This window comes from Grimontia sp. NTOU-MAR1, from assembly GCF_035758505.1.
Taxonomy (GTDB): Bacteria; Pseudomonadota; Gammaproteobacteria; order Enterobacterales; family Vibrionaceae; genus Enterovibrio; species Enterovibrio marinus.
The window spans coordinates 2,912,613-2,938,837 of the sequence record NZ_CP142108.1 but is presented as its reverse complement, the minus strand read 5'-3'; the positions used below and the strand labels follow the sequence as shown (position 1 = coordinate 2,938,837).

Genomic DNA, 26,225 nt, shown 5'->3' with positions numbered 1-26,225 from the left:
GCATTCAGATAGTAAAAAACCGCCGGAAGGCGGTTTTTTTATACTCATATTGCGCTTAGCTTCGAAGGCCAATACCACGACTGATGAGATACCACGCTAACGTATAAAGTCCGACGACAAACAAACTTAATACCGCAAATGATGTCACGATATTCACATCAGACACACCAAGAAAGCCGTAACGGAAAGCATTCACCATGTAGACGATAGGGTTCAGCTTCGACACGCCCTGCCAGAATTCAGGAAGCAAGGAGAGCGAATAAAACACCCCACCCAGATACGTCAGCGGTGTCAGTACAAAGGTCGGGATGATACTGATGTCATCAAAGCTTTTTGCAAATACTGCATTGATCAATCCGCCAAGTGAAAAGACGACCGATGTCAGGAACACCGTAGCCACAATCACACCAAGATGGGCAATTTTAAGGTCTACAAAAAACAATGACACCATTGAGACCATCACCCCAACCGCCAAGCCTCTTGCCACACCGCCGCCGACATAACCGGCGATCATGATGTAGTTCGGTACAGGCGCCACCATCAGTTCTTCAATGTTCCGGTGCATTTTGGCACTGAAAAAGGAAGAGGCCACGTTGGAATAAGAGTTAGTGATCACCGACATCATGATAAGGCCAGGCACAATATAGGCCATGTAACTGAAACCACCCATTTCACCAATCCGACTGCCAATCAGGTTACCGAAGATGATGAAATACAAGGTCATGGTAATCGCAGGAGGTACCAGAGTTTGAATCCAGATTCGGGTAAAGCGGGTCACTTCCTTGATGATGAGGCTTTTAAAGGCCACCCAGTAAAGTTTATTCATGCTTTGGCCTCCGCATTTTCACGCACCAGCGTCACGAACAATTCTTCTAATCGGTTGGCTTTGTTTCTCATCGAAAGCACCTGGATACCTTGCGCGGTCAACTGCTCAAATACCGTGTTCAGGCCCGTGTGTTTATGCACATCAACTTCCAGTGTATGGTCATCGACTTGCACCCACTGCACGCCTTCCAAACTTTTTACCAAGCTATCCGGCGCGAGATCCAGAACAAAGGTTTCCACATCCAGTTTCTTCAAAAGCGCTTTCATCGAGGTGTCTTCAATCAGCTCACCACGGTTAATGATGCCGATATTACGACACAGCATTTCTGCTTCTTCGAGATAGTGCGTCGTCAGGATGATGGTGATGCCCTGTTTGTTGATCTCCTGTAGGAAGGTCCACATTGAGCGACGTAATTCGATATCTACGCCGGCGGTAGGCTCATCCAAAATCAAAAGTTTAGGTTCATGCATCAAGGCACGGGCAATCATCAGACGGCGCTTCATACCGCCAGAAAGATTACGGGCAGATTCGTTGCGCTTCTCCCAAAGGTCTAGCTGAGTGAGGTATTTTTTAGCGCGTCGCTTGGCCTCCTCGCGCTCTACACCGTAGTAGCCAGCTTGGTTAACGACGATTTGTTCCACCTTCTCGAACTGGTTGAAGTTAAATTCCTGCGGCACCAGTCCGATTTGTTTCTTCGCTTCTACGAGTTGAGTGTCGATATCATAACCGAAAATCTTTACCTTTCCAGAGGTCTTGTTAACCAGAGAGCTGACAATACCAATCGTCGTGGACTTTCCAGCACCGTTAGGACCAAGAAGGGCGTAAAAATCGCCCTCCTCAACCGCTAAAGACACCCCTTTAAGTGCTTTGACATCTGTTCCATAGACCTTGATCAGATTGTCGATTTCAATTGCTTTCATAAATGTTGTTTTTTCTTTTATGGCATAACTTCCGTTAAGCGCTTGGCGGCGTTAAGTGCATCATAACGGGAGTCGAACATGTGCGTATCAGCGACCCAGTCGCCAACATGAAGACGTTTCAGCTGCTCTGTGGTCTGCTCATGTGGACTAAGCAGGAACACAGTACAGTTGGCTTCGCGGGCATCGGCAATGGCGTTTTCCAGCGCGAGACCCACGGTCATATCAATCAGGGGCACATCACTCAAATCCAGGATCATCACGCGGTAATCGCCAATGCTGGTGTGTTGTCGAGAGATGGCTTTTGACACGCTGAAGATCATTGGGCCGGAGAGATAGAAAAACAACACCTTTCCATCAGAATTATCTAATAAACCTCTTTCTTCTTCAGAAAGCGGTACATCATCGTCATCGGCGTCACTGATAGCTTTGACTTGCTTTGCCTGCTCTCGGCTAAGCCTTTCGATTACAATGACATTGGAAATGAAAACACCCAAACCCACAGCAACAATCAAGTCGACAAAGACGGTCAGCGCCATCACGCCGTACATAATAGCCGTCTGGTGCTTACTGACCTTGTGTGCGCGCTGCAGGAAACTCCAGTCAAGAATGTTAATACCCACATAGAGTGCGATACCGGCCAACACGGCCATTGGAATCGGCTCTGTCAGGAAGCCTGCAACCAATACCACTGCCGCCAGAATAAGGGCACGAACAATACCTGCCAACGGTGAGCGAGCGCCAACCTGAACGTTCACCACGGTACCCATGGTGGCCCCTGCCCCCGGTAGCGCACCGAACATACCGGAAATGATGTTTGCAATGCCCTGGCCACGAAGCTCTTTGTCAGAGTTATGCTCCTCACGAGTCAGCGAGTCTGCAATCACGGCCGTGAGTAAGGTATCAATACAGCCCAAGGTACCCAATACTAAAGCATCGATAACCATGGTGGTCAGAAGTTCAGGGGTAAAAGTAGGGAAAACGATCGATGGCAAACCTGTCGGAATTTCACCAATGCGTCGGATGCTCTCGATATCAAAGAAAATGATGGACAGTAAGGTTACCAGCACCAGCGCAACAAGCTGTGCTGGTACGTATTTACGGTATTTCTTCGGGAAGTAGAACAGAATACCTAATGTCAAAAGCCCCAGAAAAAGCTCTTTAAAGCTGAGGTTAGAGACCGTTTCAGGCAATGCCTGAATGGTTCCCAGCACACCACCAGGGGGCGCTGCCTGCCCCATCAAAGGGCTGATTTGTAGCAATATCAATATCACACCGATACCTGACATAAAGCCGGATATGACGCTATACGGCATCAGGGTGACATATTTCCCAAGTTTCAGTGTGCCCAACAAAACCTGGAAGGCACCGGCCATCATGACAACGGTAAAGGCCATTGCCATTCCTGTTTCCGGATACCTCGCCATCATGGACGTAAGGACAGCAGTCATAATGACTGTCATCGGGCCCGTTGGCTCAGAAATCAGTGTGGAAGATCCGCCAAACAATGCAGCAAACAAACCAACGAGAATAGCGCCCCAAAGTCCTGCTTCAGCACCCGCGCCGGAGGCGACACCAAATGCAAGCGCAAGGGGAAGAGAAATGATGGCAGTAGTAACACCGCCGAAAACGTCGCCTTTCAGGCTCCAGTGTTTGAACCGGTCAAAATTCACAACTTGCTTCCTTTTAATACTTCCTTTTTCGGCAAGCTACCCAATTCCCCAAATGGACAATTGGATCTCCTTTATTGTGCTCTCCAAAACCAAAGACACAACTTTTCCCAGACCATCCGCGATGCTTTGCAGTTGGTGTAAACATTTTGTTCCCAAATGGTTAGCGGGGAGGAGACAAAGCGCGCCCTAGTATACCGTTCAATTACGGTAACAGGGATCTGTTATATCAACCATAATGCTGGTAGGAGGAGCTAAAATGTTGAGTAGAAAGTGGTAAATTGTATCTAAATATGATCTTTTGTGGTGTATAGTTGCTCGCAACAATTCCTAGGGGGGTGCCATGGCGCAAATAAAGCAGCTTCTTTCCAATAACCTAAAATGGTCTAAAACCATCAAGGAAGACAATCCGGCTTATTTTGCTGAATTAGCAAAATCCCAGCACCCTGAATACCTATGGATAGGTTGTGCTGACAGCCGTGTTCCGGCGGAGCGCCTAACTGGACTAGACTCCGGAGAGCTGTTCGTGCACCGAAACGTGGCAAATCAGGTGGTTCACACCGACCTAAACTGTCTTTCTGTCGTCCAATACGCTGTCGATGTCCTTCAAGTAAAACATATCATTGTTTGTGGTCATTACCGCTGTGGCGGTGTTCATGCTGCTATCGAAAACCCTGAACTGGGTCTCATCAACAATTGGCTTCTACACATCCGAGACCTTTATCGCAAACACAAACGCTATCTAAGTGGCCTCACAATAGAAGAACAGGGTAACAAGCTCTGTGAAATCAATGTAGCAGAACAAGTTTACAATCTCGGTAACTCCACCATATTGCGGGCAGCTTGGGAGCGTGGACAAGACGTCAAAATACATGGCTGGTTCTATGACATCAGCGATGGTGTGCTGAAAGATTTGGGAATGATGGCTAACAGCATTAAAACGCTGGAAGCCGGATATGAATCTGCAATGTCTGAGCTTGTTCCTGAATGACACAAGACAAACTCTGGACACAGTGAAACAAAAAAGCGACCCGAAGGTCGCTTTTTTCATGGCTGTAGGCATTAAACTTCCAGTGGAACCACTTTGCCAATATAAGGCAGATGGCGATATTTCTGAGCATAGTCGATACCCACACCCACAACGAATTCGTCAGGGATTTTGAAGCCGTACCAATCTACATGCACATCCACTTCACGACGTTCTGGTTTATCCAGTAACGTACAGATCCGAATAGACTTAGGCTCACGAATAGACAGGATTTCGCATACTTTGCTCAGAGTGTTACCGGTATCAATAATGTCTTCCACCAGCAGCACGTCTTTGCCTTTAATGTCGTCATCCAAATCTTTCAGGATGCGCACATCACGGGTACTTTCCATCGCGTTGCCGTAGCTTGATGCTGTCATGAAGTCGACTGAATGAGGCAGATCAATCGCGCGTGCCAGATCCGCCATAAAGACAAAAGAGCCACGCAATAGACCAACCATGACCAGATCCTGAGAATCTTTATAGTGTTCAGTGATTTCAGCACCCAAAGCTTTTACTCGCTGTTGGACTTCCTGCTCTGAAATCAGCACTTCTACGGTATGTTTCATTCTAATCCTCGACGGCTATCCGCCAAACTACCTGTGTAAATGAGGTCGGTCATTCTACCACTGCTCCTTGCTCAAGCCTACTCTCGATGCATGTCAAAATTTCGACGCTCAATAGAGCCAAGCCATTGTTAAGCAACTTGTTGCTGTTATACACTCCGCAAGCAGTTGTTAAATAAAATGTTACATAAATTTTAAGTTTGCCAGTTATAGGCAACCCAAACTCGTTTAAAGTTGGCAGGAACCAGGATGACTACATCTAGTGGACGTACAAGAACCCGTTTGTCGCCTGAGCAGAGAAAAGAACAACTGCTCGGCTATGCGCTGGAAGTCTTTTCCAAACGTGGCATCGGCCGCGCAGGACATGCTGATATCGCAGATATGGCAAAAGTCTCTGTAGCGACAGTATTTAATTATTTCCCTACTCGGGAAGATCTCGTCGAAGCAGTACTTAAAGAAGCAGAAAAAGAGTTTCAACAAATTATTTCGCGCCACCTTCATTTGGGCAAAAACCACGTCCGTAATTCGCTCTCATTCGTGACTTCAGCCGTTATCGATGCGGCGCTTGCAGATAAGGAATGGCTCAAAGTTTGGTATGAGTGGAGCACGTCTATTCGCGAAGATATCTGGCCAAACTTTGTTGAAGGCAAAAACGTGGTGCTGGAGCAATATACCGCTCTTTTCAACCATGGCCTTCAAGAGGGTTTGATCCCAGAACGTCGCTCAGCGCTCGAACTAGCGCGACTCTTCGACGGTGTTTGCTACATTCTTTACCTCCAGTCTAACCAGCAACCTGACAAAGAGGCGTTAATTCGTCAGGCTGATGGCTATATTGATTTGCTCTGCGGTCATTAAGCACTAAAAGCAACAAAAAAACCGGCATCAGCCGGTTTTTCCCTATTCCGTTTAGGCTCGCCCAGTAGGCTTTAAGAGGCTTCGAAAAGCACTGGTGGGTGCGGCCTGATATCGAGCCTGACTTTGTCCCCCATATCAAGCAACTGGTTAGAGTACACCATCAGGCTTTGACCGTTGACATCCACTAGGTATCGGCAACTGTCACCCATAAACTGGACATCACTCACCACCCCATTACCTGCATCATCAGGGGTAATAGTGAGGTTTTGTGGACGAATCAACCATTCAAGCTCACTACCGTTAGACGCCTGTTCGACCGGCCATTCACCCAGCGGCGTATACATCTTGCTGTCACCATTAACAGAAACAGGCACGTATGAGCCATGCCCCATGAAGTCGGCGACAAAGCGGCTACTCGGACGATAGTAAAGCTCGGTCGCTCCACCATATTGCTCAATCACGCCTTTGTTCATTACCGCCAGTTTGTCAGCGAACGCGAAGGCTTCTTCACGACTGTGGGTCACAAAAATCGCTGTCACACCCTGCTCTTTAAAAATCTTGCGGATTTCTTTAATCAGGCTGTGCCGTACTTGGGTATCAATATTGGAAAAAGGTTCATCCAATAGCAGTAGATCTGGCTTGCCTGCCAACGCACGGGCAATCGCTACACGCTGCTGTTGACCACCTGAAAGTTGGTGTGGATAGCGTGCATCCAAGCCGTCTAGTTTCACCAGCGCCAGCATCTCTTTGACGCGTGCTTTTGCCGCAACTTTATCCCAACCTTTCAGGCCAAACGAAACATTCTCTGCAACCGTCAGGTGCGGGAACAAGGCGTAATCTTGGAAAATCATGCCGATGTTTCGCTGTTCAGGCGGCACATTCAAAGAAGGTCCAACAATCTGGCGACAGTTGATCATCATGTCACCGCTGTCGAGTGGCAATAAGCCCGCAATGGCTTTCAACAAAGTCGTTTTTCCGCAGCCACTCGCCCCCAACAGGCAGACGATTTCGCCTTTTTCGACACGGAAGGTGAGATCATCAAGCACTGCCTGGCCGTTGTAACGACAAATCAGATTGCTTACAGTCAGTGCACAACTCATGAGTGGCTTTGCTCCAAAGAACGGTTAATCATGATCAGGGGTATAAGTCCTACCAACACCAGTAACACCGCAGGCAGAGCAGCATACTCGAGATGCTCATCAGAGGCATAGTTAAATACGTATGTAGCCAGCGTTTCGAAGTTAAAAGGGCGCAGTAGCAGAGCTGCATTCAGTTCCTTCATCGATTCAATAAACACCAGCAGCATAGCAATCAAACAGCCACGGCGAATCAAAGGCAACTGCACTCGCTGAATCATGCTGCGCACGTTACAACCCATTGTACGGGCAGCCATATCCAGTGAAGGCGACACTTTGGCAAGGCTGGATTCAACACTACCAATTGCAACCGCACTGAAACGTACCACAAATGCCGCCAACATAGCGAACATGGTGCCGGAAAGAATCAACCCCGGCCTTCCCCAATCCATAGCTTTTGCAATGTCATTGATGATGTGGTCTGCGCTGGTCAGAAAAATCAGTACACCTATCGCCAGCACAGTACCCGGCACCGCATACCCCATCGAAGCAATACGGATAGGCACATTACTCGCAGCGCGGCCGGACAGACGCTTATAGAAGTTCACCAATAGCGCAATAATCAATGCCACCACGGCAGCAACTGCCGACACATAAAGGCTGTTCACACTGTATTGTGCAAAATCTTCCACCGAACTACTGGAATGGTAATCCCACGCATAGATAAGAAGTTGGCCAAGCGGCGCGATAAACGCGATAGTGAAAAGCCCCCAGCACCATAATGTCGCCAGCACTTTGTATTTCCCTCGAAGCGGTGATTTGGTAATGGTGTCCGGCGTGACATTCTGGCTGAAAAGCTTTTGTTTACGGCGGCTGTAGCGCTCACTGCTGATCAGCACAAAAATCACCACTAGCATGATGGCAGAGATTTTCGCCGCGGCATTGAGGTTGGAATAGCCCAACCAAGTGTCATAAACCGCCGTTGTCAGGGTACTCACTGCAAAATAGGAAACGGTACCAAAATCACCAAGCGCTTCCATCGCAACCAGCGACGCGCCAACTGCTATCGCGGGACGGGCCAGAGGCAAGGAAACTCGGAAAAAGCTCTGGGTTGGGGTGCAGCCCAGCAGACGTGCCGATTGAGTCAGTGTGAGGCTTTGCTCCATAAATGCCGCGCGGGCAAGAAGGTAGATATAAGGGTACAGCACCAACGCCAGTACAAAGCAGGCTCCCGGCAAGGTACGCAGATCAGGGAACCAGTATTGTGCTGCCGAAGTCCAGCCAGTAAGATCCCTTAAAAACAACTGGATAGGGCCAGCATAATCAAACCAATCTGTATAGATGTAACCTACGATATAGCCGGGCATCGCTAATGGTAGCACCAAGGCCCACTGCAGCCAGCGATCACCGGGAATCGCATAATTAGCCATCAACCAGGCAGAAGGAATGCCCATCAAAAGGGAAAGGGAAACAGTCCCAATCACCAATAACGCGGTGTTGAGTGTGTAAGTCCCCATCACCGTCGACATCAGGTGGCCAAATACTTCGTCGGACTCACCAACCGAAGCGTAGAAGATTGCCAAAATAGGCAAAACCAGCAGCAAGGAAAACACCCAACTACTGGCTTTCAAAAATCGATTCTGTTCTAACATTGCCTACAACATTATGGCGTCAGAATGCAGTAAGGGGGAACCAAGCTCCCCCTTCACCATTACAGGTCAAATTTCACTTCATCAAGAAGCTTCATCGCTGTTGCGTAGTTATCCGCAATGGTTTCAAGTGGCAGATCGTCTGCGTTATATTCACCCCAAGAAGCCACCAGCTCAGAGCTTGCAACGCCCGGCTTAACTGGCTCTTCGTAGTTCACTTCCGCGTACATCTTTTGAGCCGCATCTGACGTCAGGTACTCCATCAGTTTTTGTGCGTTTTCTTTGTTTGGCGAGTACTTCGCCATCGCCATGCCGCTGATATTTACGTGGGTGCCATCAGCTTTTTGGCCAGGGTAGTTCAGGTATACACTCTCTGCCCATGGGATTTGCTTCTCGTCTGCCAGCATTTTGCCCAAATAGTAGCTGTTACCCAAAGACACGTCACACAGACCTTCAGAGATAGCTTTCACTTGTGCACGGTCGTTGCCCTGAGGTTTACGCGCCAGATTCGCTTTCACGCCTTCCAGCCACGCTTTTGCTTCAGCTTCACCGTGGTTAGCAATGATAGAAGCGATCAGGGAAACATTGTACGGATGCTTACCGGAACGTGTACAGATTTTTCCTTTGAATTCAGGCTTAGCCAAATCCATGTAATCAAAATCCGCGCCCAGTTGACCGACACGGTCACGAGAAGAGTAAACTGCGCGAGAGCGGGTAGTCAGTGCAAACCAACGGTCATCGCTATCACGGTATTGTGCAGGTACGTTCTCATCAATGATATTGCTATCAACAGGTTGAACCAGCTCTTTATTCACCAACTCCATTAGGCGAGAGATATCGACAGTAAGCAAAACGTCTGCAGGGCTGTATTCGCCTTCCTGCTCTACTTTCTCAGCCATACCCTTCTTCGCAAACTTCACGTTTACCTTGATGCCTGTCTCCTTGGTGAATTGGTCAAGCATTGGCTCAATCAGAAACGGCTGGCGGTAAGAGTACACATTAACTTCTTCCGCTGCATGCGCAATACCAGAGCCCATAACACCAAGCATCAATGCTGATGCTGACAGCAACTTTTTCATATCCATCCTTCCTAGACTGCAAATTCAAATGAGAACGTTTATCAATGCGATTAGTATACACATCAAAAATGTGCACGCAACACGTTATGTAACCGATAAATACGAAAAAGCCCTGCATTCTAAGAATGCAGGGCTTGGTAAGCGCCTAGAAGTGTTACATATTATTTCACGCTAACAAATTCAGGGTAGGCATCTACACCACAGTCGTGGAAGTCCATACCTTCAAGTTCTTCCTCTTCACCTACACGGATACCCATGGTGGCTTTCAGCACTGCCCAAACCGCCAGGCTTGCACCGAATACCCAAGCAAAGATAACTGCTGCACCGAAGATTTGAGCACCGAAGGTCGCGTCAGCGTTGCTGAAAGGTACTGCCAGCAGGCCAAATAGACCACAAGTACCGTGTACAGAGATAGCACCGACTGGATCGTCAATCCTCAGTTTATCCAGACCAACGATGCTGATAACAACCAGCGCACCAGACAGGCCACCGATAGTCAGTGCCGCAACTGGAGATGGTGACAGTGGGTCCGCAGTAATGGCTACCAGACCAGCCAGCGCGCCATTCAGTACCATCGTCAGGTCTGCTTTACCCCAAGTCGCTTTACACACCGCCAGTGCTACGATGGCACCTGCCGCCGCTGCCGCATTAGTGTTCAGGAAGATTTGGCCAACTGCAGTTGCATTTTCAAAGTCTGACACCATCAGCTGTGAACCGCCGTTGAAGCCGAACCAACCAAACCACAGAATGAAAGTACCCAGGGTTGCCAATGGTAGGTTTGAACCTGGAATTGGGTAGATTTGACCGTTTTTGCCGTATTTGCCTTTACGTGCACCCAGCAGAAGAACACCTGCCAATGCCGCTGCTGCACCCGCCATGTGAACAATACCTGAACCTGCGAAGTCGCTGAAGCCTGCTTCTGACAGGAAGCCACCGCCCCACGTCCAGTAACCTTCCATTGGGTAAATAAACGCTGTCAGCACAACGGAGAACACCAGGAAAGCCCAAAGCTTCATACGTTCAGCTACTGCACCAGAAACCACAGACATTGCAGTCGCTACGAAGACAACCTGGAAGAAAAAGTCAGATTCAAGAGAGTGGTCCGCGCCTTCGCTTTGAGTACCAATCAAGGCACCGAACGATGGCAGCCAGCCGCCTTCCGTGTTGTCAACATACATGATGTTGTAACCCACCAGCAGGTAAGTCGTACATGCAATTGCATACAGACAAACGTTCTTAGTGAGAATTTCCGTGGTGTTTTTAGAACGCACCAGACCAGCTTCCAGCATGGCAAAACCTGCCGCCATCCACATTACCAGTGCACCTGAAATTAAAAAGAAAAAGGTATCGAGCGCGTATCGCAGCTCTGTCACAGTTGTAGTCAGTTCCATCTTTCTTACTCCCCTAAACCCTTAAATCGCTTCTGCGTCCATCTCGCCAGTACGAATACGTACAGCTTGCTGGAGGTCATAAACAAAAATCTTTCCATCGCCAATCTTGCCGGTCTGTGCCGCCTTGCTGATGGCTTCAATAATTTCGTCAACGTTTTCGCTGTGTGCTGCAATTTCCAGCTTCACTTTAGGCAGAAAATCCACTTGGTATTCCGCACCGCGATACAATTCGGTGTGGCCTTTCTGACGACCAAAACCTTTTACCTCTGACACTGTCATCCCATCTACGCCGACTTCAGCCAGTGCTTCACGCACATCGTCGAGCTTGAAGGGTTTGATAATTGCGTTGATCAATTTCATTACCGTCTCCTTGAACCAGAATTTAATTGTGTTCTGGTCAAGTAATAAACAAATGGCGTGCCAGTTTTTTATTTTGTTATTTTTCAGACAGTTACTGTTAAGCTGCAAATTCAAAGATTTCCAATGCACCATTACGGTGCGTGAAATTCACCGCAATCAGGCAATACCGGGGAAAGTTGAGGTGTACGCACCAAAAAGTTGCGTCAGGAAAGTTAGACAAGGGAAGGATAAAAGATTTGGCTAACGGTCATCCATTACCGTTATCTATAAATATCAGCTAGTTAGCGACCATAGCGACGAATAAAATCTTGCCAGGCTTCAAGCACCAAAAGGAGGTCTTCTGGTCCACAAAGCGACACGCTTTCCTCTTCATAGGTATGCAAATCAACATCTGGCATATCTTCTTCGCTGTCTTCGAGCACGATATTGGCCTGCACCAGGGCTTCTTCCTGTGTCAGTTGCAAGTGGAACACTTTACCTGAGCGTGTCCATTCACCACCTTGTTCCATCATCAGCTTCAGATTTTCCAAAACTTCATCAATGGCATCATGGTCTGTCCCAAGTTCATCAACGAGCCAGCGCCCCAGTGCCTCATGTCCCATTGATAGCTCAGCATGAAAGCTATCGTCTAAAGTATTGCGTCGAAATTCGTAGTCCACGTGTACCCTCCGATCATTGAGAGGCCATTGTTTATATTCTCTAATAAGATGCAACGCGTTTTTTCACTTATGAAGTTCACATATTTCACCAACAATAAGCACGCTACTCATTGCGAAAAGTAATCTATGGGAAATATCAATATCCTTTCATAGCTATCCATGAAGATTACGCCAGACTTAGCCAACGCCATTGTCCAACGCGCGATAAAGATCATAAAAAATGCCCTGAATGTCATGGATGAACATGGTTACATCATTGCCTCTACCGATCATTCTAGGCTGCATCAACGCCACGAAGGCGCGATTCTGGCACTATCCGAAAAGCGCACTATCGAAATCACTGACGAAATGCAGCACAACATGTGGGGCGTAAAACCCGGTGTTAACCTGCCCATATTTTTTAAGGATCAAGCCATCGGGGTAATTGGGATATCGGGAAGGTTGGAGGATGTCAGACAGTATGGTGAGCTGGTTAGAATGGCCGCCGAAATGACGGTTGAACATGCACACGAATTGGAATTGTTAAGGTGGAGTGAAACCAGAAAAGAAGAATTTGTTCAGCAGTGGTTACAATACGAAACCAACGAAGATCATTTGCGCTCAATTGCCGCCAAGCTCAACGTCAATATGGACACACCCTATGGTATTGTACTTTTGCAGCATCCGATTGACATTGACCAACGTACTATCACCAAACAACTCTCCCAGATTAACCCACACATTCTCAAGGCCAGTTGCAACAGCATGACTTTGGTCATTCTTCTTCCCCTTCAAGGCAAGAAACAGGAAACGCTGCACACGCATTGGGAGAAAAGTAAGAAGCGCCTGCTAAAAGAGATGAAAAGCACTGACAAATATCGCTGGGTGTTCAGCACTCCAGCTCATTCCATTGGTGGAGTGCGCAGTGCTTTTTCCGGATTATGTTCTTTGCTGAATGGTCTGCCGGAAAATGTGCATTTAGCCAATATATCTGATTACCCGCTGGCAGCCCTGCTTAATCCGATTTCCGAAACTTGGCAACTTGAACAAGTCGAAATTATTCTCCAAGCCATTACCGATAAAAATCCGGTTCTGCTGAGCACACTACAAATGTGGTTTCTCCAGAACAGTGATATAGATAAAGCTGCTTCGTCGCTTTCCATTCACCCCAATACGGTGCGCTACCGCCTGAGGCAGGTTGAGGAATGTACCGGTTTTGAACTCACAAATTTTCAGCATAAAGGGCTTCTTTATGCTGCTTTGACTATAAGGCCGACTTCACAATGGATTGTTAATTTAAACAAAAAATAACGAAATAGAGCTGGGTAATTTGTAAATTAGAACATGGTTTTCATCAATATCAGTCTGGAAAATAAACATGATAACAACATAACAAATGCCATTACCCTACAAGGAGATTCAATCATGGAACTCGTTATCGTGTTATTGGTAGCCATCGCATTTGTGGTGCTATCAACGTCCAAATTTAAAATTCACCCCTTTCTCGCGTTACTTGGCGCCGCCTTTTTAACAGCCTTACTTTCAGGTTTGCCATTGAGTAGCATCGCTAAAACCATCAGTGGTGGCTTTGGCGGTATTCTGGGATACATCGGTCTGGTGATCATGCTGGGTACCATCATTGGTACCATTCTTGAGCGCTCTGGCGCTGCTATCACAATGGCAGATACCATTATCAAACTGCTTGGTGATCGCTTTCCCAGACTGACCATGTCACTGATAGGTTATCTGATATCCATTCCCGTATTTTGTGATTCAGGGTATGTGATTCTGAACTCACTGAAACGCGCCATGACTAAGCGTATGGGCGTCTCAGCTGTCGGCATGAGTGTTGCGCTGGCAACCGGCCTGTATGCCACACACACTTTTGTTCCACCAACTCCAGGCCCTATTGCCGCAGCCGGTAACCTCGATCTGACAAACAATTTAGGGCTGGTCATTGGTTTAGGTCTGATTGTGGCCGCAGCAACTGCGCTGACAGGTCTGGCTTGGGCAAATTATGCATCTTCACGCTACGAGTGTGGTGAAGATGACGAAGTAACAGAGAGTTACGAAACACTCAAAGCCCGCTACGGGAAATTACCAACAGCTGCTCAGGCCTTCTCCCCTATATTGATCCCTATAGTCCTGATCTGTCTCGGTTCGATCGCCAATTACCCAAGTGCTCCACTTGGTGACGGCACATTAAAAACCGTATTGGCTTTCCTGGGTTCACCGCTTAATGCATTGGTTGTTGGCCTATTCATTGCCCTCCCACTGGTGAAAACATCGGAAGATAAACCAACGAAAGGTGAAGCACTGACTGCCCAGGTTTCCGATGCGATTTCTACTGCTGCTCCAATTCTGCTGATCACAGGGGCAGGTGGCGCATTCGGTGCCGTGCTTAAAGCAACAGGTGTGGGGCCTCAACTGGGCGAGGCGCTCTCTACTCTGGGCATCGGTCTATTTATGCCATTTATGGTGGCCGCTGCTTTGAAAACAGCGCAAGGTTCATCAACTGTTGCTTTGGTCACCACATCTGCACTGGTTGCACCGATGCTAGGCGACCTAGGATTAGCGACCGAAATGGGACGCGTACTCACAGTGCTGGCGATTGGAGCTGGAGCAATGACAGTCTCACATGCCAATGACAGCTTCTTCTGGGTCGTTACCCAGTTCAGCAAAATGTCGGTGAGCACTGCATATAGAGCGCAAACCATAGCCACCCTTATACAAGGTCTGACGGGTATTATCACCGTCTATATTCTTAGTTTAATACTTCTGTAATTTGTTTTTTGGAGCCCAAGAATGCATGTCGTCATTGCCCCTGACTCTTATAAAGAAAGCCTGAGTGCCACAGAAGTCGCTCAGGCCATAGAAAACGGCTTTAAGACCGTTCTTCCTGCTTGGCGCTTCACCAAACTGCCCATGGCAGACGGTGGCGAAGGCACAGTGCAATCACTGGTTGATGCCACTGGTGGCAGTATTATTCAGGTAGAAGTAACGGGGCCTCTTGGCACACCGGTTGAAGGCTTCTTTGGCCTGCTGGGTGATGGCGAAACCGCCGTCATCGAAATGGCTGCCGCCTCAGGTCTTCATCTGGTTTCTCCTTCTGAGCGCAATCCGCTACTGACCACCAGCTTCGGTACTGGCGAACTGATCAAAGCTGCACTCGACCATGGTGCCAACCACCTGATTATTGGTATCGGCGGTAGCTCAACCAATGATGGTGGGGCGGGCATGGCTCAGGCACTTGGCGCGAAGCTGTTGGACAAAGCCGGACAAGCGATTGGCTTTGGTGGCGGTTCGCTAGCAAGTCTTCACACCATTGATTGCAGTGATGTCGACTCTCGCCTCAAGAACGTGAAACTCGAAGTCGCGTGTGATGTCGACAACCCACTATGTGGAAAGAAAGGCGCATCAGCGATTTTCGGCCCGCAAAAAGGAGCAACGCCGGAGATGGTCAAAACTCTGGATGTCAACCTTAATCACTACGCTAATGTAATGAAATCAGAGCTTGGTAGTGATGTAAAAAACAGCGCGGGTGCGGGTGCAGCAGGTGGTATGGGCGCGGCATTGATGGGTATTTTCAATGCCATTCTGCGTCCTGGCATCGAGATTGTGATGGATGCGATTAACCTTTCCGAGCAGCTGAAAGGGGCCGATCTGGTCATCACAGGTGAAGGTCGTATCGACAGCCAAACTATTCACGGTAAAACCCCGATTGGTGTAGCCCGCTGTGCCAAGACATTTGGCCTTCCAGTCATCGGCATCGCAGGCAGCATCACTCAGGATAGCGTCGTAGTGTATGACCACGGCATAGACGCATTATTTAGCGTGGTATCAGGCGCATGTACGTTGGAAAATGCACTGGCCAATGCGAAAGAGAACGTTGAACTGACCGCCCAGAACGTGGCAAGAATGCTGGTACTGAACCTGAACTTAGGGTCTAGAACCTAGAGAATCAGTATCCCCTATAACGAACAAAGCCTCCCAATTGGGAGGCTTTCTTTTCTCTGTTATTCAAGCATTAAACGGCTGCTTGGATAATCACTTCGTCCGCTTTCTTGGTGTATTGATCCATGCGGTGGAAGTTCAGGTATCGATAGGTATCTGCCGCTGTCGCATCGATTTGCTTCGCGTATTCCAGATACTCTTCAACCGTTGGGATGCGACCCAAAATAGCACCCACAGATGCCAGCTCAGCAGAAGACAGGTAAACGTTCGCACCTGTACCCAGACGGTTCGGGAAGTTACGGGTAGAGGTAGACAGTACAGTTGCCTTGTCAGCAACACGCGCTTGGTTACCCATACACAGTGAACAGCCAGGAGTTTCAATACGCACGCCTGCACGGCCATAGATACCGTAATAGCCTTCTTCGGTCAGCTGGTCACGGTCCATCTTAGTCGGTGGAGCGACCCAAAGACGGGTTTCCAGCGTGCCGCCAAATTTATCCAGCAGCTTACCGGCTGCACGGAAGTGGCCGATGTTGGTCATACAAGAACCGATGAATACTTCATCCACCTTGTCGCCAGCAACGTCAGACAGCAGACGCGCATCGTCCGGGTCGTTTGGCGCACACAGGATTGGCTCGTTGATCTCAGCCAGATCGATTTCAATCACTTCTGCATATTCTGCATCCGCGTCAGCTTCCATCAACTCTGGGTTCGCCAGCCATGCTTCCATCGCAGAAATACGACGCTCGATGGTACGACGGTCACCGTAACCCTCACTGATCATCCACTTCAGCATCACGATATTGGAAGACAGGTACTCTTTCACTGACTCTTGAGACAGCTTAACAGTACAGCCTGCTGCAGAGCGCTCTGCCGATGCATCAGACAGCTCAAATGCCTGTTCAACGGTCAGGTGCTCAACACCTTCGATTTCCAGAATCCGGCCAGAGAATGCGTTTATCTTGCCCGCTTTCTCAACCGTCAGCAGACCTTGCTTGATCGCGTAGTAAGGGATCGCATGAACCAGATCACGCAGAGTAATACCCGGCTGCATTTCACCTTTGAAACGGACAAGGATTGATTCAGGCATATCCAGAGGCATCACACCCGTCGCTGCTGCAAATGCAACCAGACCAGAGCCTGCTGGGAACGAAATGCCCAGTGGGAAACGGGTGTGTGAATCACCGCCAGTACCTACAGTATCTGGCAGCAGCATACGGTTTAGCCATGAGTGGATAACACCATCGCCCGGACGCAGGGAAACACCGCCACGGTTCATGATGAAATCTGGCAGCGTGTGGTGAGTGTTTACGTCAACTGGCTTAGGATAGGCCGAGGTGTGACAGAAAGACTGCATGGTCAGGTCAGCTGAGAAGCCCAGACATGCCAAGTCTTTCAGCTCATCACGGGTCATAGGGCCGGTGGTGTCCTGAGAGCCGACCGTAGTCATCTTAGGCTCACAGTAAGTACCAGGGCGGATACCTTCAACGCCACATGCTTTACCGACCATCTTCTGGCCAAGCGTAAAGCCTTTACCTGTATCCGCAACGGCTTGTGGACGGCGGAATACATCAGACGGTGTCAGCCCCAGCGCTTCGCGCGCACGATCAGTCAAGCCGCGGCCGATGATTAATGGGATACGGCCACCTGCACGCACTTCATCGTACAGTACATCGGTTTTCAGAGAGAAGGTCGACAACACTTCATCAGTGCTGTTGCTGCGTACCTCGCCTTTAAATGGATAAACGTCAATCACATCACCCATGTTCAGCTTGGAAACGTCCAGTTCGATTGGCAGTGCACCCGCATCTTCCATGGTGTTGAAGAAGATAGGTGCAATCTTACCGCCCAGACAGAAACCGCCAGCGCGCTTATTAGGTACGTTTGGAATGTCGTCGCCCATGAACCAAAGCACAGAGTTGGTCGCAGACTTACGGGAAGAACCCGTACCGACAACGTCGCCAACGTAAACCAGTTGGTGGCCTTTTTCTTTCAGCGCTTCGATTTGATTGATTGGACCTACAACGCCCGCTTGGTCAGGGTTGATACCATCACGTTCGTTTTTCAGCATCGCAAGCGCGTGCAGTGGAATGTCTGGACGAGACCATGCGTCCGGTGCAGGTGAAAGGTCATCAGTGTTCGTTTCACCAGTCACTTTAAATACGGTCAGGGTGACTTTTTCAGGAACGTTTGGCTTAGAGAGGAACCACTCTGCTTCTGCCCAGGATTCCATTACCTGCTTGGCAAATGCGTTACCCGCTTTCGCTTTTTCTTCTACATCATAGAAAGCATCGAACATCAGCAAAGTGTGAGAAAGCGCTTTAGCCGAAATTGACGCTAACTTATCGTCATCCAGCAGAGAGACTAACGGCTCGATATTGTAACCACCTTGCATGGTACCAAGTAGTTCGACCGCACGTTCTTGGCTAATCAGCGGAGAGCTATCTTCGCCCTTCGCTACAGCTGCCAGAAAGCAAGCTTTAACATAGGCTGCTTCATCAACACCCGGTGGGATACGGTTTTCCAGTAGATCGACAATGGTGCTTTCTTCACCGGCTGGTGGGTTCTTGAGCAATTCAATTAGGGCTGCGGTTTGCTCCGCATCAAGTGGTTTAGGGACGATGCCCTGAGCAGCACGTTCTTCGACGTGTTTACGATAGGCTTCAAGCACGACGTTTTCCTCATATTGCGGTCCGGCCGTCGCGGCCAGACATCCTTGGAATAAAGCTCGGCTCGCAGGCACCGGATGAAATGTAGGAGGTAGCTATCTTTCTATGGTGCCCTGCGTAACGGAGCAGGCATGTTATCACTTTTTAACCAAATTTTAAATTCCATGCACGGAATGAAACAATTGGTTTATCAGTGAGAACGAAGCGGCCGCCTCGTTCTCTGCGTCCTTTAGAAGTGGGACCCGACTATAAAATAGAACGAATCGAGATCATTTTCTGTACGACCATAGGCGACAATGATTGGCCCCAGAGGTGAATCGACCCCAGCAAATATACTGCCTGCCGTGTAAAACGGTATATCTTTTAGTGAAAAATCTGGGTTGTTCCACACTCCACCGTACTCAAGCGAAGTACCTAAATATACGGGAGATTTAAACAACCCAAAGTCGTTATCCAGCAGACGATAGCGATAAACCAATGCACTATAAGCGATATTGTTTGCCCATAGTGAATCTCGTGGAATACCTGAAAGGTTGAGGAAGCCACCTAACTCGTGCGGCTCAATCAGTACGTTACCTACACGGGCATTAATGGAGCCATATTTCGCCTTACCGTAGAGGGTATGTTTACCCCAGTTTTGGGCGTAAATTCCTTCGACATTGAGGACTGCAGACTCACTGTTAGAATACTCTCCTTGATATTTAGCCTCATCCCTTGCATAACCAAGTGAAGCATCAATGTAAGCACCGTAGTTTGGAAAAACCCGATTATCTAGCGTGTCTAGCGTAAAAGATAAATAGGGCATGGCGCGCTCGTAATCCTGATTTTCAAAGCCACCTGCGATTTTCTCCTCGCCTATGAGATGGCGATAGCCGAGCTTAAACTCACCCCATAACTGTGGTTGCCAGCCAATGCTGATGTCTCCAATAAACTCGCTGTATCGAGTTCCTACGGTAAATATATCACTGCCCGGAACAGGTTCAGCTTCTCGCAAATAGACGTTGCGCTCTCTCACTTCCAGGCCACCAAGGATTTCAGCAAAGAATGTCTGCTCCGCAGAGAAAGGCAAATATAGCTCTGCCTGCACTTTTTTATCAGACCCCAACTCAAACGTTGAACGCAACTCTGCGCCATAATCTGAAAGACCTGTGGTGTTGATACTGACACCCGCGGAGAAATTGGTGCTTGACTCGAAGTTGTCCTCCAACGCGAAACGAAAATCGACAAAGTTTGGCCCCCAACTTTTCTCGGTGACGTCCACCACCAGTACATTCTCCTTACCCTCCTGTTCCAGGTGATAACGTACGGTTTCGAAGCGATCAAGTGCGTAGAGGTTCTGCACTGATTTCTCAAGATTTTCTGAATCCATTTTGCCGGTTTGCAGATCAAGACGCGCTTTTAGTACCTCATCAGAGAAGCTGGTGTCGTTGTTAATAACGATACGGTCAACGTCAAGCGTGTCGCCGTACAACATCATACGACGACGCTTTTGTTTCTCTTCTATGTACTCCTGATAATCTCCAGAAGTCATGCTAATCGTTTCCAACGCACGCCGATTTAACATGGCAATTTCATAGCCTTTTTGGAGCGCTTCCGGCACACGGTCAAACTCAGTGGTTTCCATACCTCCCACATCCGGGGTTAACAAAAAATCGCCTTTGTCCATGTTACCGATTTGATTTTCGGTGCTCTGGCGAACCATAAAGTTCACTAACTGGTTCATCACCTGAAGGTATGAGCCCAGCTCTTCTGCGGGGTAATAGTCGGTACTGATATCAACGGCAATGACGATATCTGCGCCCAGCGCTTTCGCCACATCAACGGGCAGGTTGTTAACTGGACCACCGTCAACCAGATAATGCCCTTCGAGCTCTACAGGAGGCAAAGCACCCGGCACCGCCATACTCGCTAGCATAGCTTCGGTAAGCTGCCCGTCACCAATCACTACAGGTATGAGACGTTCGATGTCTGTAGCCACTGCACGGAAAGGCACTACCATTTGGTCAAAAGATTCAAAGGAAGGCAGGTTACCCGTCGAGTCTCGAAGGATACGGATCATGTTCTGGCCCTGCACAACTCCCTGGGGGGTTTTCAGGCTTTTGAAGTCGAATCCAAGGTTGGTAGAGAGGTTGTAGCGGTCCTCATGTTTTTTATCACGGATCCGGCGATCACCCCGGTAAACCCTGTCCTGATAGCCTTCGTTCCAGTCGATGGATTCCATCATGGCACCGATTTCATCTGCGCTCATTCCCGTTGCATAAAGTCCCCCCACATAGGCTCCCATACTGGTACCGGCAATGTAGTCGACAGGAATATGCATCTCTTCAAGAGCCTTGAGCACACCTACGTGAGCCGCACCTTTCGCGCCCCCGCCCCCCAGCACCAAACCGATAGTTGGCCTTTGAGAATTATTTCCTGCAAACGCTAAAGATGCAGACAGCATGGCCGACAACAGTACCGCTGCAGTAACCAACCTGCCCTTTAGAAGACTAATTAACATTTTTTGCTGCCTTGCAATTTCAATGTTCCATGAACGGTAATAACGACGCCGAACGCATATCGGAACCACGGATAAAATAATGTATTTCAATCGGTTAACTATAAAACAGAAACTCATTTTTGCGATAATCTCAGCGTTATCGCTTCCACAACCCTCGTCAGTTTCCTGAGTCTCGCCAAAGCCCACGGTATGGTAGAGGCCCGCCTGCTCGACAACGAGTTGCCATTACTTCTCACCAATATTCGCGAAGAAGTGGAGCAAAGTGTCACACAACTCGCCTCTGCCGCTGAACAACTCGCTGGCATGCCAATGATGGCGGCCGCTGTTCAGGCGCCTGGAGAACCAGGTAAAAAACCTGAGATCGCAGAAACACTTCAATCACTGAGGCAACAATATCAATTAACGGACGCCTCTGTCTCTAACTGTGCAAACGGTGACTACTGGAACCAAGATGGTTTCTTCGTCAGCTAAAACCTCAAGACAGTCTCTGGTTCTTCAAATTGGTATAGAGTGGCGAAGCACGCACTAACAGTGTATTCCGCGAAGAAAATGGAGACCTGAAGCTGTTTGTAAACTATCAACAGCTTAACGGCCCCTTATTGGTAGGTCTGTCCCGTTCAATGGATAACATGATCGACTTCATGAACCAATTCACCATCGAGCAAAGCGGCTTTGTGTTTATGGTTTCCCGCGATGGCCAGGTGCAGTTGCACCGCAACAGTACCTACACAGGCACCAGCAATATCGCTCAGATGTATCAGGGAAATGTTCGCGACTTGTTAATTCAGCGTGACTTTAACCTGATCACGACATCAACCAATGAGCGAGATGTCCTTTTGGCATCCAGCTACATTCCTTCTTTGGATTGGTTTGTAGTAACCGAAGTACCAACTGGCGAGGTTTACGACGAGCTCACCAGTACTGCGCAGCAAATCATTATGCTGTCGATGTTAGTGTGTGCCTTGATTGCAATTGCTGCGGTTTTCCTTGCATCCACCATCACACGCCCGATTTCAGATCTGGCTAAAGTCTTCCGAGATATCGGAGAAGGTGAAGGCGATCTCCGTCAACGCCTTGAAGTGAAGGGCAATGACGAAATTGGTCAACTAGCGCAGGGGTTCAATAGCTTTGTCAGCAAAATTCACCAGGTGGTGGGGGATGTAGCGGCCACAAGTCATTCACTTAACAACTCGGCTTCTACCGTTGCCGCTCAAGCACAAATGACCCAAACCCAGAGTCAAAGCCAGCGTGACCGTACTATGCTGGTGGTCACCGCCATCAATGAAATGGGTGCGAAGGTAAATGAAATCGCAGCGAATGCTGCTCATGCCGCCGATTCCGCCAACAACGCAGCCAATGAAACGGCGACGGGTCAGAGCGTTGTCATGTCGGCGCAAGACAACATCCAACAGCTCGCGACGGACATGAATAACATGGCAGAAGTGATCCGCAAGCTTGCAGGTAATACCCAGCAAATCGGCGGTATTTTGGATGTAATCCGTGGTGTATCGGAGCAGACCAATCTACTTGCCCTGAATGCGGCGATCGAAGCGGCACGCGCTGGAGAGCAAGGTCGTGGTTTTGCGGTGGTTGCGGATGAAGTAAGGAGCCTTGCAAGCCGCACGGCGGAGTCCACTAACGAAATCCAGACGATGATTGATGATCTACAGAAAGAAGCGCAGTCGGCAGTAAAGGCGATGGAGAACAGCAAGCTGACTTTCCAGGGCGCGGATGCTTCACAGAATGCCTCTTCAGCACTGATGCAAATCAACGAACAAATCGTACTGATTTCAGATATCAACACTCAAGTCGCAACAGCGACGGAAGAGCAAGCGACCGTGGTGGCTGACATCAACCGCAACATCGAAGACATTAACGAGACTACCCAGCAAACCGCTGATACAGCCGAGAATATGGCCCGTGCCAGTGATGAGTTACGTGAGCTTTCACACAGGCTGGGCGAGTTGGTAAAACGCTTCAAGCTTTAAGTGAATCCACTTAAGTGAGAAAACAAAAAAACGCCGCAATTGCGGTAATGCCGATCAGTTAAGCAATAAATGATCGGTTGAACGATCCTTATAGGCTGTCAAAATCCGAGTGTTTCTCTGCACTCGGATTTCTTTATGTTCTTAAGGCAAGCGCTCGACCGAATACACCAATTCTCTGCTGACCAACTCAATGGGCTATCAGATCTCCTTTGCCCCACACTGATTAATCAATGTCTTGAAGACACGGGCGTCGCCACGATTCGTAAGCGTCGACTCCCCATGGAACTGATGGTGTGGAGCGTGGTGGGAATGTCTCTTTATCGGCATCTATCGATGAGCAAGGTGGTCTCTCAGCTTGATATATTACTTCCGGGTAAGAAGCCTTTTGTTGCGCCGAGCGCGGTGATTCATGCCCGTAAGAAACTAGGACATGAACCCGTAGAAGCGGTGTTCAACCAAACTCAGCAATTGTGGCATGAGAAAACCCCGCATCCCGATTGGTACGGGCTCACTTTGCATGCCGTCGATGGCGTGGTTTGGCGAACACCTGATACGACTGACAATGATAAGGCGTTTAGTCGAACAGGTAATAAAACAACGACGTCAGACTATCCCCAAGTTCGCATGGTCTGCCACATGGAATTGACGAGCCATCTGCTCAACAGTGCCGCCTTTGACTCCGTCTCGGTCAGTGAGATTGACCTCACCGCTCAGCTTATCGACAAAGCCCAAGACAATAGCCTTACCCTGTTTGACAAAGGCTTCTACGCATTGGGACTTCTCCATCGTTGGCAAAGCCAAGGAGAGGAAAGACACTGGCTAATTCCCCTTCGTAAAGGGGCGCAATATAAGACGTTAAGAAAACTGGGACGCGGTCAGGAGCTGGTTGAGCTCTCCCTGACTGCCCAAGCGAAAAAGAAGTGGGTAGATGCGCCGGATACACTGGAAGCCAGACTCATTACCACCAAGATAAAAGGGAAAGAAGTCAAACTGCTGACTTCCATGACCGACCCTAAGCGTTATATAGGTGCAGATATCGCAGAGCTCTACAGTCATCGCTGGGAAATCGAATTAGGCTACCGAGAGATGAAACAGTCCATGCTTCAAAATAGCCTGACGCTAAGAAGTAAAACGCCGGCGTTAGTGAAACAGGAGCTTTGGGGAATGCTGCTCGCCTATAACCTGTTGCGTTTTATGATGTGCCAGATGGCGTATTCCTTGAATACGGTGATGCCATACCAAATAGGCTTTAAGCAGGCATCGATATTTTTGGTGAGTCAGTTGCAGATGCTTCCGGCTGTCGCGCCGGGCAGATACCCAGAAGTACTCAGATATATCCTCGATATGGCAGAGAGCTTTGTGCTTCCAGAGAGGCGGGAGAGGACATATCCCAGAGCAGTAAAGAAAAGGCCCAGTCGCTATGCGACTAGGCCTTCTAGAAAGCGTCATTCAGCTTAATTCACATGCATTACCGCAATTGCGGCGTTTTTTAAATATGAAGACAGAAATTATTTTTTCTTCTTCACCGCTTTCGCGTTTGGCAGGTCAGTAATCGAGCCTTCAAACACTTCTGCAGCCAGACCAACAGACTCATGCAGAGTCGGATGAGCATGGATCGTTAGGGCGATGTCTTCAGCATCACAGCCCATCTCGATAGCCAGACCAATCTCGCCCAGCAACTCACCGCCGTTGGTACCGACAATCGCGCCACCGATAACACGGTGAGTGTCTTTGTCGAAGATAATTTTCGTCATACCGTCTGAACAGTCAGACGCGATTGCACGGCCAGAAGCTGCCCACGGGAAAGTCGCAACTTCGTAGCTGACACCCTGTTCTTTCGCTTCTTTTTCAGTAAGGCCGACCCAAGCTACTTCTGGCTCAGTGTAAGCGATGGATGGGATGACTTTCGGATCGAAGTAGTGCTTCTTGCCTGCAATAACCTCTGCCGCCACATGCGCTTCATGCACACCTTTGTGTGCCAGCATTGGCTGACCAACGATATCGCCTACCGCGTGAATGTGTGGAATATTTGTACGCAGTTGCTTATCTACATTGATAAAACCACGCTCATCTACTTCAACACCCGCTTTCTCAGCGTCCATCAATTTACCGTTAGGTACACGACCGATAGCAACCAGTACTGCATCGTAACGGGTTGGCTCTGCAGGTGCTTTTTTGCCTTCCATCGTTACATAGATACCGTCTTCCTTCGCTTCAACCGCAGTCACTTTGGTTTCCAGCATCAGGTTGAACTTCTTGCTGATACGCTTAGTGAAGACTTTAACGATGTCTTTGTCAGCTGCCGGGATAACTTGGTCGAACATTTCAACTACGTCGATTTGAGAACCCAGTGCGTGATAAACCGTACCCATTTCCAAGCCGATGATACCGCCACCCATAACCAGCATTTTCTCAGGAACTTCTTTCAGTTCCAGTGCATCGGTAGAGTCCCAGATGCGTGGATCTTCATGCGGGATAAATGGCAGTTCGATTGGGCGAGAACCTGCTGCAATGATTGCGTTGTCAAAATTAACAGTGGTCGCGCCATCTGCACCTTCAACCACGATGGTGTTAGGGCCGGTAAATTTACCGTAGCCGTTAACCACATTTACTTTACGCATCTTGGCCATGCCGCCAAGACCGCCAGTCAGTTGATTAACAACTTTCTCTTTCCATACGCGGATTTTGCTGATGTCTGTAGTTGGTTCGCCAAACACAACACCGTGGTCAGCCATCGCTTTTGCTTCTTCGATAACTTTCGCCACGTGCAGCAGTGCTTTCGATGGGATACAACCCACGTTCAGACACACACCACCCAGCGTGTTGTATTTTTCTACCAGAACGGTGTCCAGACCCAGGTCTGCACAGCGAAACGCCGCTGAATAACCTGCAGGACCCGAACCCAGTACGACGACTTGGGCTTTGATTTCTTTACTCATTCTGACCTCGTTGTAGTCTTATATCCCTGACTAAGAGTTTTATTATTTTGAACCATTTGTTTCACTGCGCGGTACGTCTAGCCTCGCATTTGGCCTGACATTTTACAGCCGTGTTAACAAG

Annotated in this window: 19 protein-coding genes and 1 pseudogene; 7 read left to right on the top strand and 13 right to left on the bottom strand. The window is 48.7% G+C overall.

All coding sequences use genetic code 11. The features are described 5' to 3' along the window. Positions 1–55 precede the first annotated feature (55 nt). Genes VP504_RS13620 through VP504_RS13610 form a run of 3 tightly spaced genes read right to left on the bottom strand, consistent with a single transcriptional unit; the run spans position 56 to position 3,416 of the window. Entirely contained in the window at positions 56–826 is a 771-nt protein-coding gene (locus VP504_RS13620) for an ABC transporter permease (RefSeq protein WP_325891623.1), read from the bottom strand. Next, positions 823–1,746, bottom strand: a complete 924-nt coding sequence (locus VP504_RS13615) for an ABC transporter ATP-binding protein (RefSeq protein WP_325891622.1) — start codon at positions 1,744–1,746, stop codon at positions 823–825. Before VP504_RS13615 ends, VP504_RS13620 begins: the two co-directional genes overlap by 4 nt. A 17-nt stretch (positions 1,747–1,763) precedes the next feature. Continuing rightward, positions 1,764–3,416 (bottom strand): SulP family inorganic anion transporter, encoded by a 1,653-nt coding sequence (locus VP504_RS13610; RefSeq protein WP_325891620.1) that lies wholly within the window; start codon positions 3,414–3,416, stop codon positions 1,764–1,766. Between the two features lie 340 nt (positions 3,417–3,756). Between VP504_RS13610 and can the strand changes: the two genes are divergently transcribed. Next, on the top strand, positions 3,757–4,404 hold the full coding sequence (gene can, locus VP504_RS13605; RefSeq protein WP_325891619.1) for a carbonate dehydratase: 648 nt from the start codon (positions 3,757–3,759) through the stop codon (positions 4,402–4,404). Between the two features lie 71 nt (positions 4,405–4,475). On the opposite strand, the gene hpt is transcribed toward can, so the two are convergent. Next, complete coding sequence (gene hpt / locus VP504_RS13600) at positions 4,476–5,009, bottom strand: hypoxanthine phosphoribosyltransferase (protein ID WP_325891618.1); 534 nt, start codon at positions 5,007–5,009, stop codon at positions 4,476–4,478. Positions 5,010–5,255: 246 nt separating this feature from the next. Here hpt and VP504_RS13595 point away from each other — a divergent pair, with 246 nt between their 5' ends. Continuing rightward, complete coding sequence (locus VP504_RS13595) at positions 5,256–5,861, top strand: TetR/AcrR family transcriptional regulator (protein WP_325891617.1); 606 nt, start codon at positions 5,256–5,258, stop codon at positions 5,859–5,861. A gap of 71 nt (positions 5,862–5,932) precedes the next feature. Here the strand turns inward: VP504_RS13595 and VP504_RS13590 are convergent, their stop codons facing one another. The 6 genes from VP504_RS13590 to VP504_RS13565 form a co-directional block, all read right to left on the bottom strand. Beyond that, positions 5,933–6,961, bottom strand: coding sequence for an ABC transporter ATP-binding protein (locus VP504_RS13590; RefSeq protein WP_325891616.1), 1,029 nt, complete (start codon positions 6,959–6,961; stop codon positions 5,933–5,935). After that, positions 6,958–8,589 carry an ABC transporter permease gene (locus VP504_RS13585; RefSeq protein WP_325891615.1) on the bottom strand — a complete coding sequence of 544 codons (1,632 nt, stop codon included), beginning with the start codon at positions 8,587–8,589 and terminating at the stop codon, positions 6,958–6,960. Before VP504_RS13585 ends, VP504_RS13590 begins: the two co-directional genes overlap by 4 nt. A 59-nt stretch (positions 8,590–8,648) precedes the next feature. Then, on the bottom strand, positions 8,649–9,665 hold the full coding sequence (locus VP504_RS13580; RefSeq protein WP_325891613.1) for a Fe(3+) ABC transporter substrate-binding protein: 1,017 nt from the start codon (positions 9,663–9,665) through the stop codon (positions 8,649–8,651). Between the two features lie 161 nt (positions 9,666–9,826). Then, positions 9,827–11,056, bottom strand: coding sequence for an ammonium transporter (locus VP504_RS13575; protein WP_325891611.1), 1,230 nt, complete (start codon positions 11,054–11,056; stop codon positions 9,827–9,829). Positions 11,057–11,077: 21 nt separating this feature from the next. Further along, positions 11,078–11,416: a P-II family nitrogen regulator gene (gene glnK / locus VP504_RS13570; protein ID WP_002537421.1), complete on the bottom strand. Its 339-nt coding sequence runs from the start codon at positions 11,414–11,416 to the stop codon at positions 11,078–11,080. A 281-nt stretch (positions 11,417–11,697) separates the two neighbouring features. After that, positions 11,698–12,075, bottom strand: coding sequence for a YacL family protein (locus VP504_RS13565; protein WP_325891609.1), 378 nt, complete (start codon positions 12,073–12,075; stop codon positions 11,698–11,700). Between the two features lie 159 nt (positions 12,076–12,234). On the opposite strand from VP504_RS13565, the gene VP504_RS13560 reads away from it, so the two are divergent. From VP504_RS13560 to VP504_RS13550, 3 genes are all read left to right on the top strand, one after another. Continuing rightward, a complete protein-coding gene (locus tag VP504_RS13560) occupies positions 12,235–13,365 on the top strand; it encodes a CdaR family transcriptional regulator (protein ID WP_325891608.1) in 1,131 nt (376 codons plus the stop codon). A 114-nt stretch (positions 13,366–13,479) separates the two neighbouring features. Then, positions 13,480–14,838, top strand: a complete 1,359-nt coding sequence (locus VP504_RS13555; RefSeq protein ID WP_325891607.1) for a GntP family permease — start codon at positions 13,480–13,482, stop codon at positions 14,836–14,838. A 21-nt stretch (positions 14,839–14,859) separates the two neighbouring features. Continuing rightward, complete coding sequence (locus tag VP504_RS13550) at positions 14,860–16,011, top strand: glycerate kinase (protein ID WP_325891606.1); 1,152 nt, start codon at positions 14,860–14,862, stop codon at positions 16,009–16,011. 70 nt (positions 16,012–16,081) lie between these two features. Here VP504_RS13550 and acnB read toward each other — a convergent pair whose 3' ends face one another. After that, a complete protein-coding gene (gene acnB / locus VP504_RS13545; protein WP_325891605.1) occupies positions 16,082–18,679 on the bottom strand; it encodes a bifunctional aconitate hydratase 2/2-methylisocitrate dehydratase in 2,598 nt (865 codons plus the stop codon). A 227-nt stretch (positions 18,680–18,906) separates the two neighbouring features. Continuing rightward, entirely contained in the window at positions 18,907–21,177 is a 2,271-nt protein-coding gene (locus tag VP504_RS13540) for a patatin-like phospholipase family protein (protein ID WP_325891604.1), read from the bottom strand. 79 nt (positions 21,178–21,256) lie between these two features. On the opposite strand from VP504_RS13540, the pseudogene VP504_RS13535 reads away from it, so the two are divergent. Both VP504_RS13535 and VP504_RS13530 read left to right on the top strand, forming a co-directional pair. Beyond that, a pseudogene (locus VP504_RS13535) lies at positions 21,257–23,165 on the top strand (methyl-accepting chemotaxis protein). 135 nt (positions 23,166–23,300) lie between these two features. Continuing rightward, positions 23,301–24,623, top strand: a complete 1,323-nt coding sequence (locus VP504_RS13530; protein ID WP_325891603.1) for an IS4 family transposase — start codon at positions 23,301–23,303, stop codon at positions 24,621–24,623. A 50-nt stretch (positions 24,624–24,673) separates the two neighbouring features. On the opposite strand, the gene lpdA is transcribed toward VP504_RS13530, so the two are convergent. Beyond that, complete coding sequence (lpdA, locus tag VP504_RS13525) at positions 24,674–26,104, bottom strand: dihydrolipoyl dehydrogenase (RefSeq protein WP_062705399.1); 1,431 nt, start codon at positions 26,102–26,104, stop codon at positions 24,674–24,676. Between the last annotated feature and the right edge of the window lie 121 nt (positions 26,105–26,225).

Bases quoted from the DNA above. Each gene is read 5' to 3' on its own strand.
- VP504_RS13620 (WP_325891623.1), bottom strand. From the start codon at position 826: ATGAATAAACTTTACTGGGTGGCCTTTAAAAGCCTCATCATCAAGGAA.
- VP504_RS13615 (WP_325891622.1), bottom strand. From the start codon at position 1,746: ATGAAAGCAATTGAAATCGACAATCTGATCAAGGTCTATGGAACAGAT.
- can (WP_325891619.1), top strand. From the start codon at position 3,757: ATGGCGCAAATAAAGCAGCTTCTTTCCAATAACCTAAAATGGTCTAAA.
- hpt (WP_325891618.1), bottom strand. From the start codon at position 5,009: ATGAAACATACCGTAGAAGTGCTGATTTCAGAGCAGGAAGTCCAACAG.
- VP504_RS13595 (WP_325891617.1), top strand. From the start codon at position 5,256: ATGACTACATCTAGTGGACGTACAAGAACCCGTTTGTCGCCTGAGCAG.
- VP504_RS13590 (WP_325891616.1), bottom strand. From the start codon at position 6,961: ATGAGTTGTGCACTGACTGTAAGCAATCTGATTTGTCGTTACAACGGC.
- VP504_RS13585 (WP_325891615.1), bottom strand. From the start codon at position 8,589: ATGTTAGAACAGAATCGATTTTTGAAAGCCAGTAGTTGGGTGTTTTCC.
- VP504_RS13580 (WP_325891613.1), bottom strand. From the start codon at position 9,665: ATGAAAAAGTTGCTGTCAGCATCAGCATTGATGCTTGGTGTTATGGGC.
- VP504_RS13575 (WP_325891611.1), bottom strand. From the start codon at position 11,056: ATGGAACTGACTACAACTGTGACAGAGCTGCGATACGCGCTCGATACC.
- glnK (WP_002537421.1), bottom strand. From the start codon at position 11,416: ATGAAATTGATCAACGCAATTATCAAACCCTTCAAGCTCGACGATGTG.
- VP504_RS13560 (WP_325891608.1), top strand. From the start codon at position 12,235: ATGAAGATTACGCCAGACTTAGCCAACGCCATTGTCCAACGCGCGATA.
- VP504_RS13555 (WP_325891607.1), top strand. From the start codon at position 13,480: ATGGAACTCGTTATCGTGTTATTGGTAGCCATCGCATTTGTGGTGCTA.
- VP504_RS13550 (WP_325891606.1), top strand. From the start codon at position 14,860: ATGCATGTCGTCATTGCCCCTGACTCTTATAAAGAAAGCCTGAGTGCC.
- VP504_RS13540 (WP_325891604.1), bottom strand. From the start codon at position 21,177: ATGTTAATTAGTCTTCTAAAGGGCAGGTTGGTTACTGCAGCGGTACTG.
- VP504_RS13530 (WP_325891603.1), top strand. From the start codon at position 23,301: ATGTTCTTAAGGCAAGCGCTCGACCGAATACACCAATTCTCTGCTGAC.
- lpdA (WP_062705399.1), bottom strand. From the start codon at position 26,104: ATGAGTAAAGAAATCAAAGCCCAAGTCGTCGTACTGGGTTCGGGTCCT.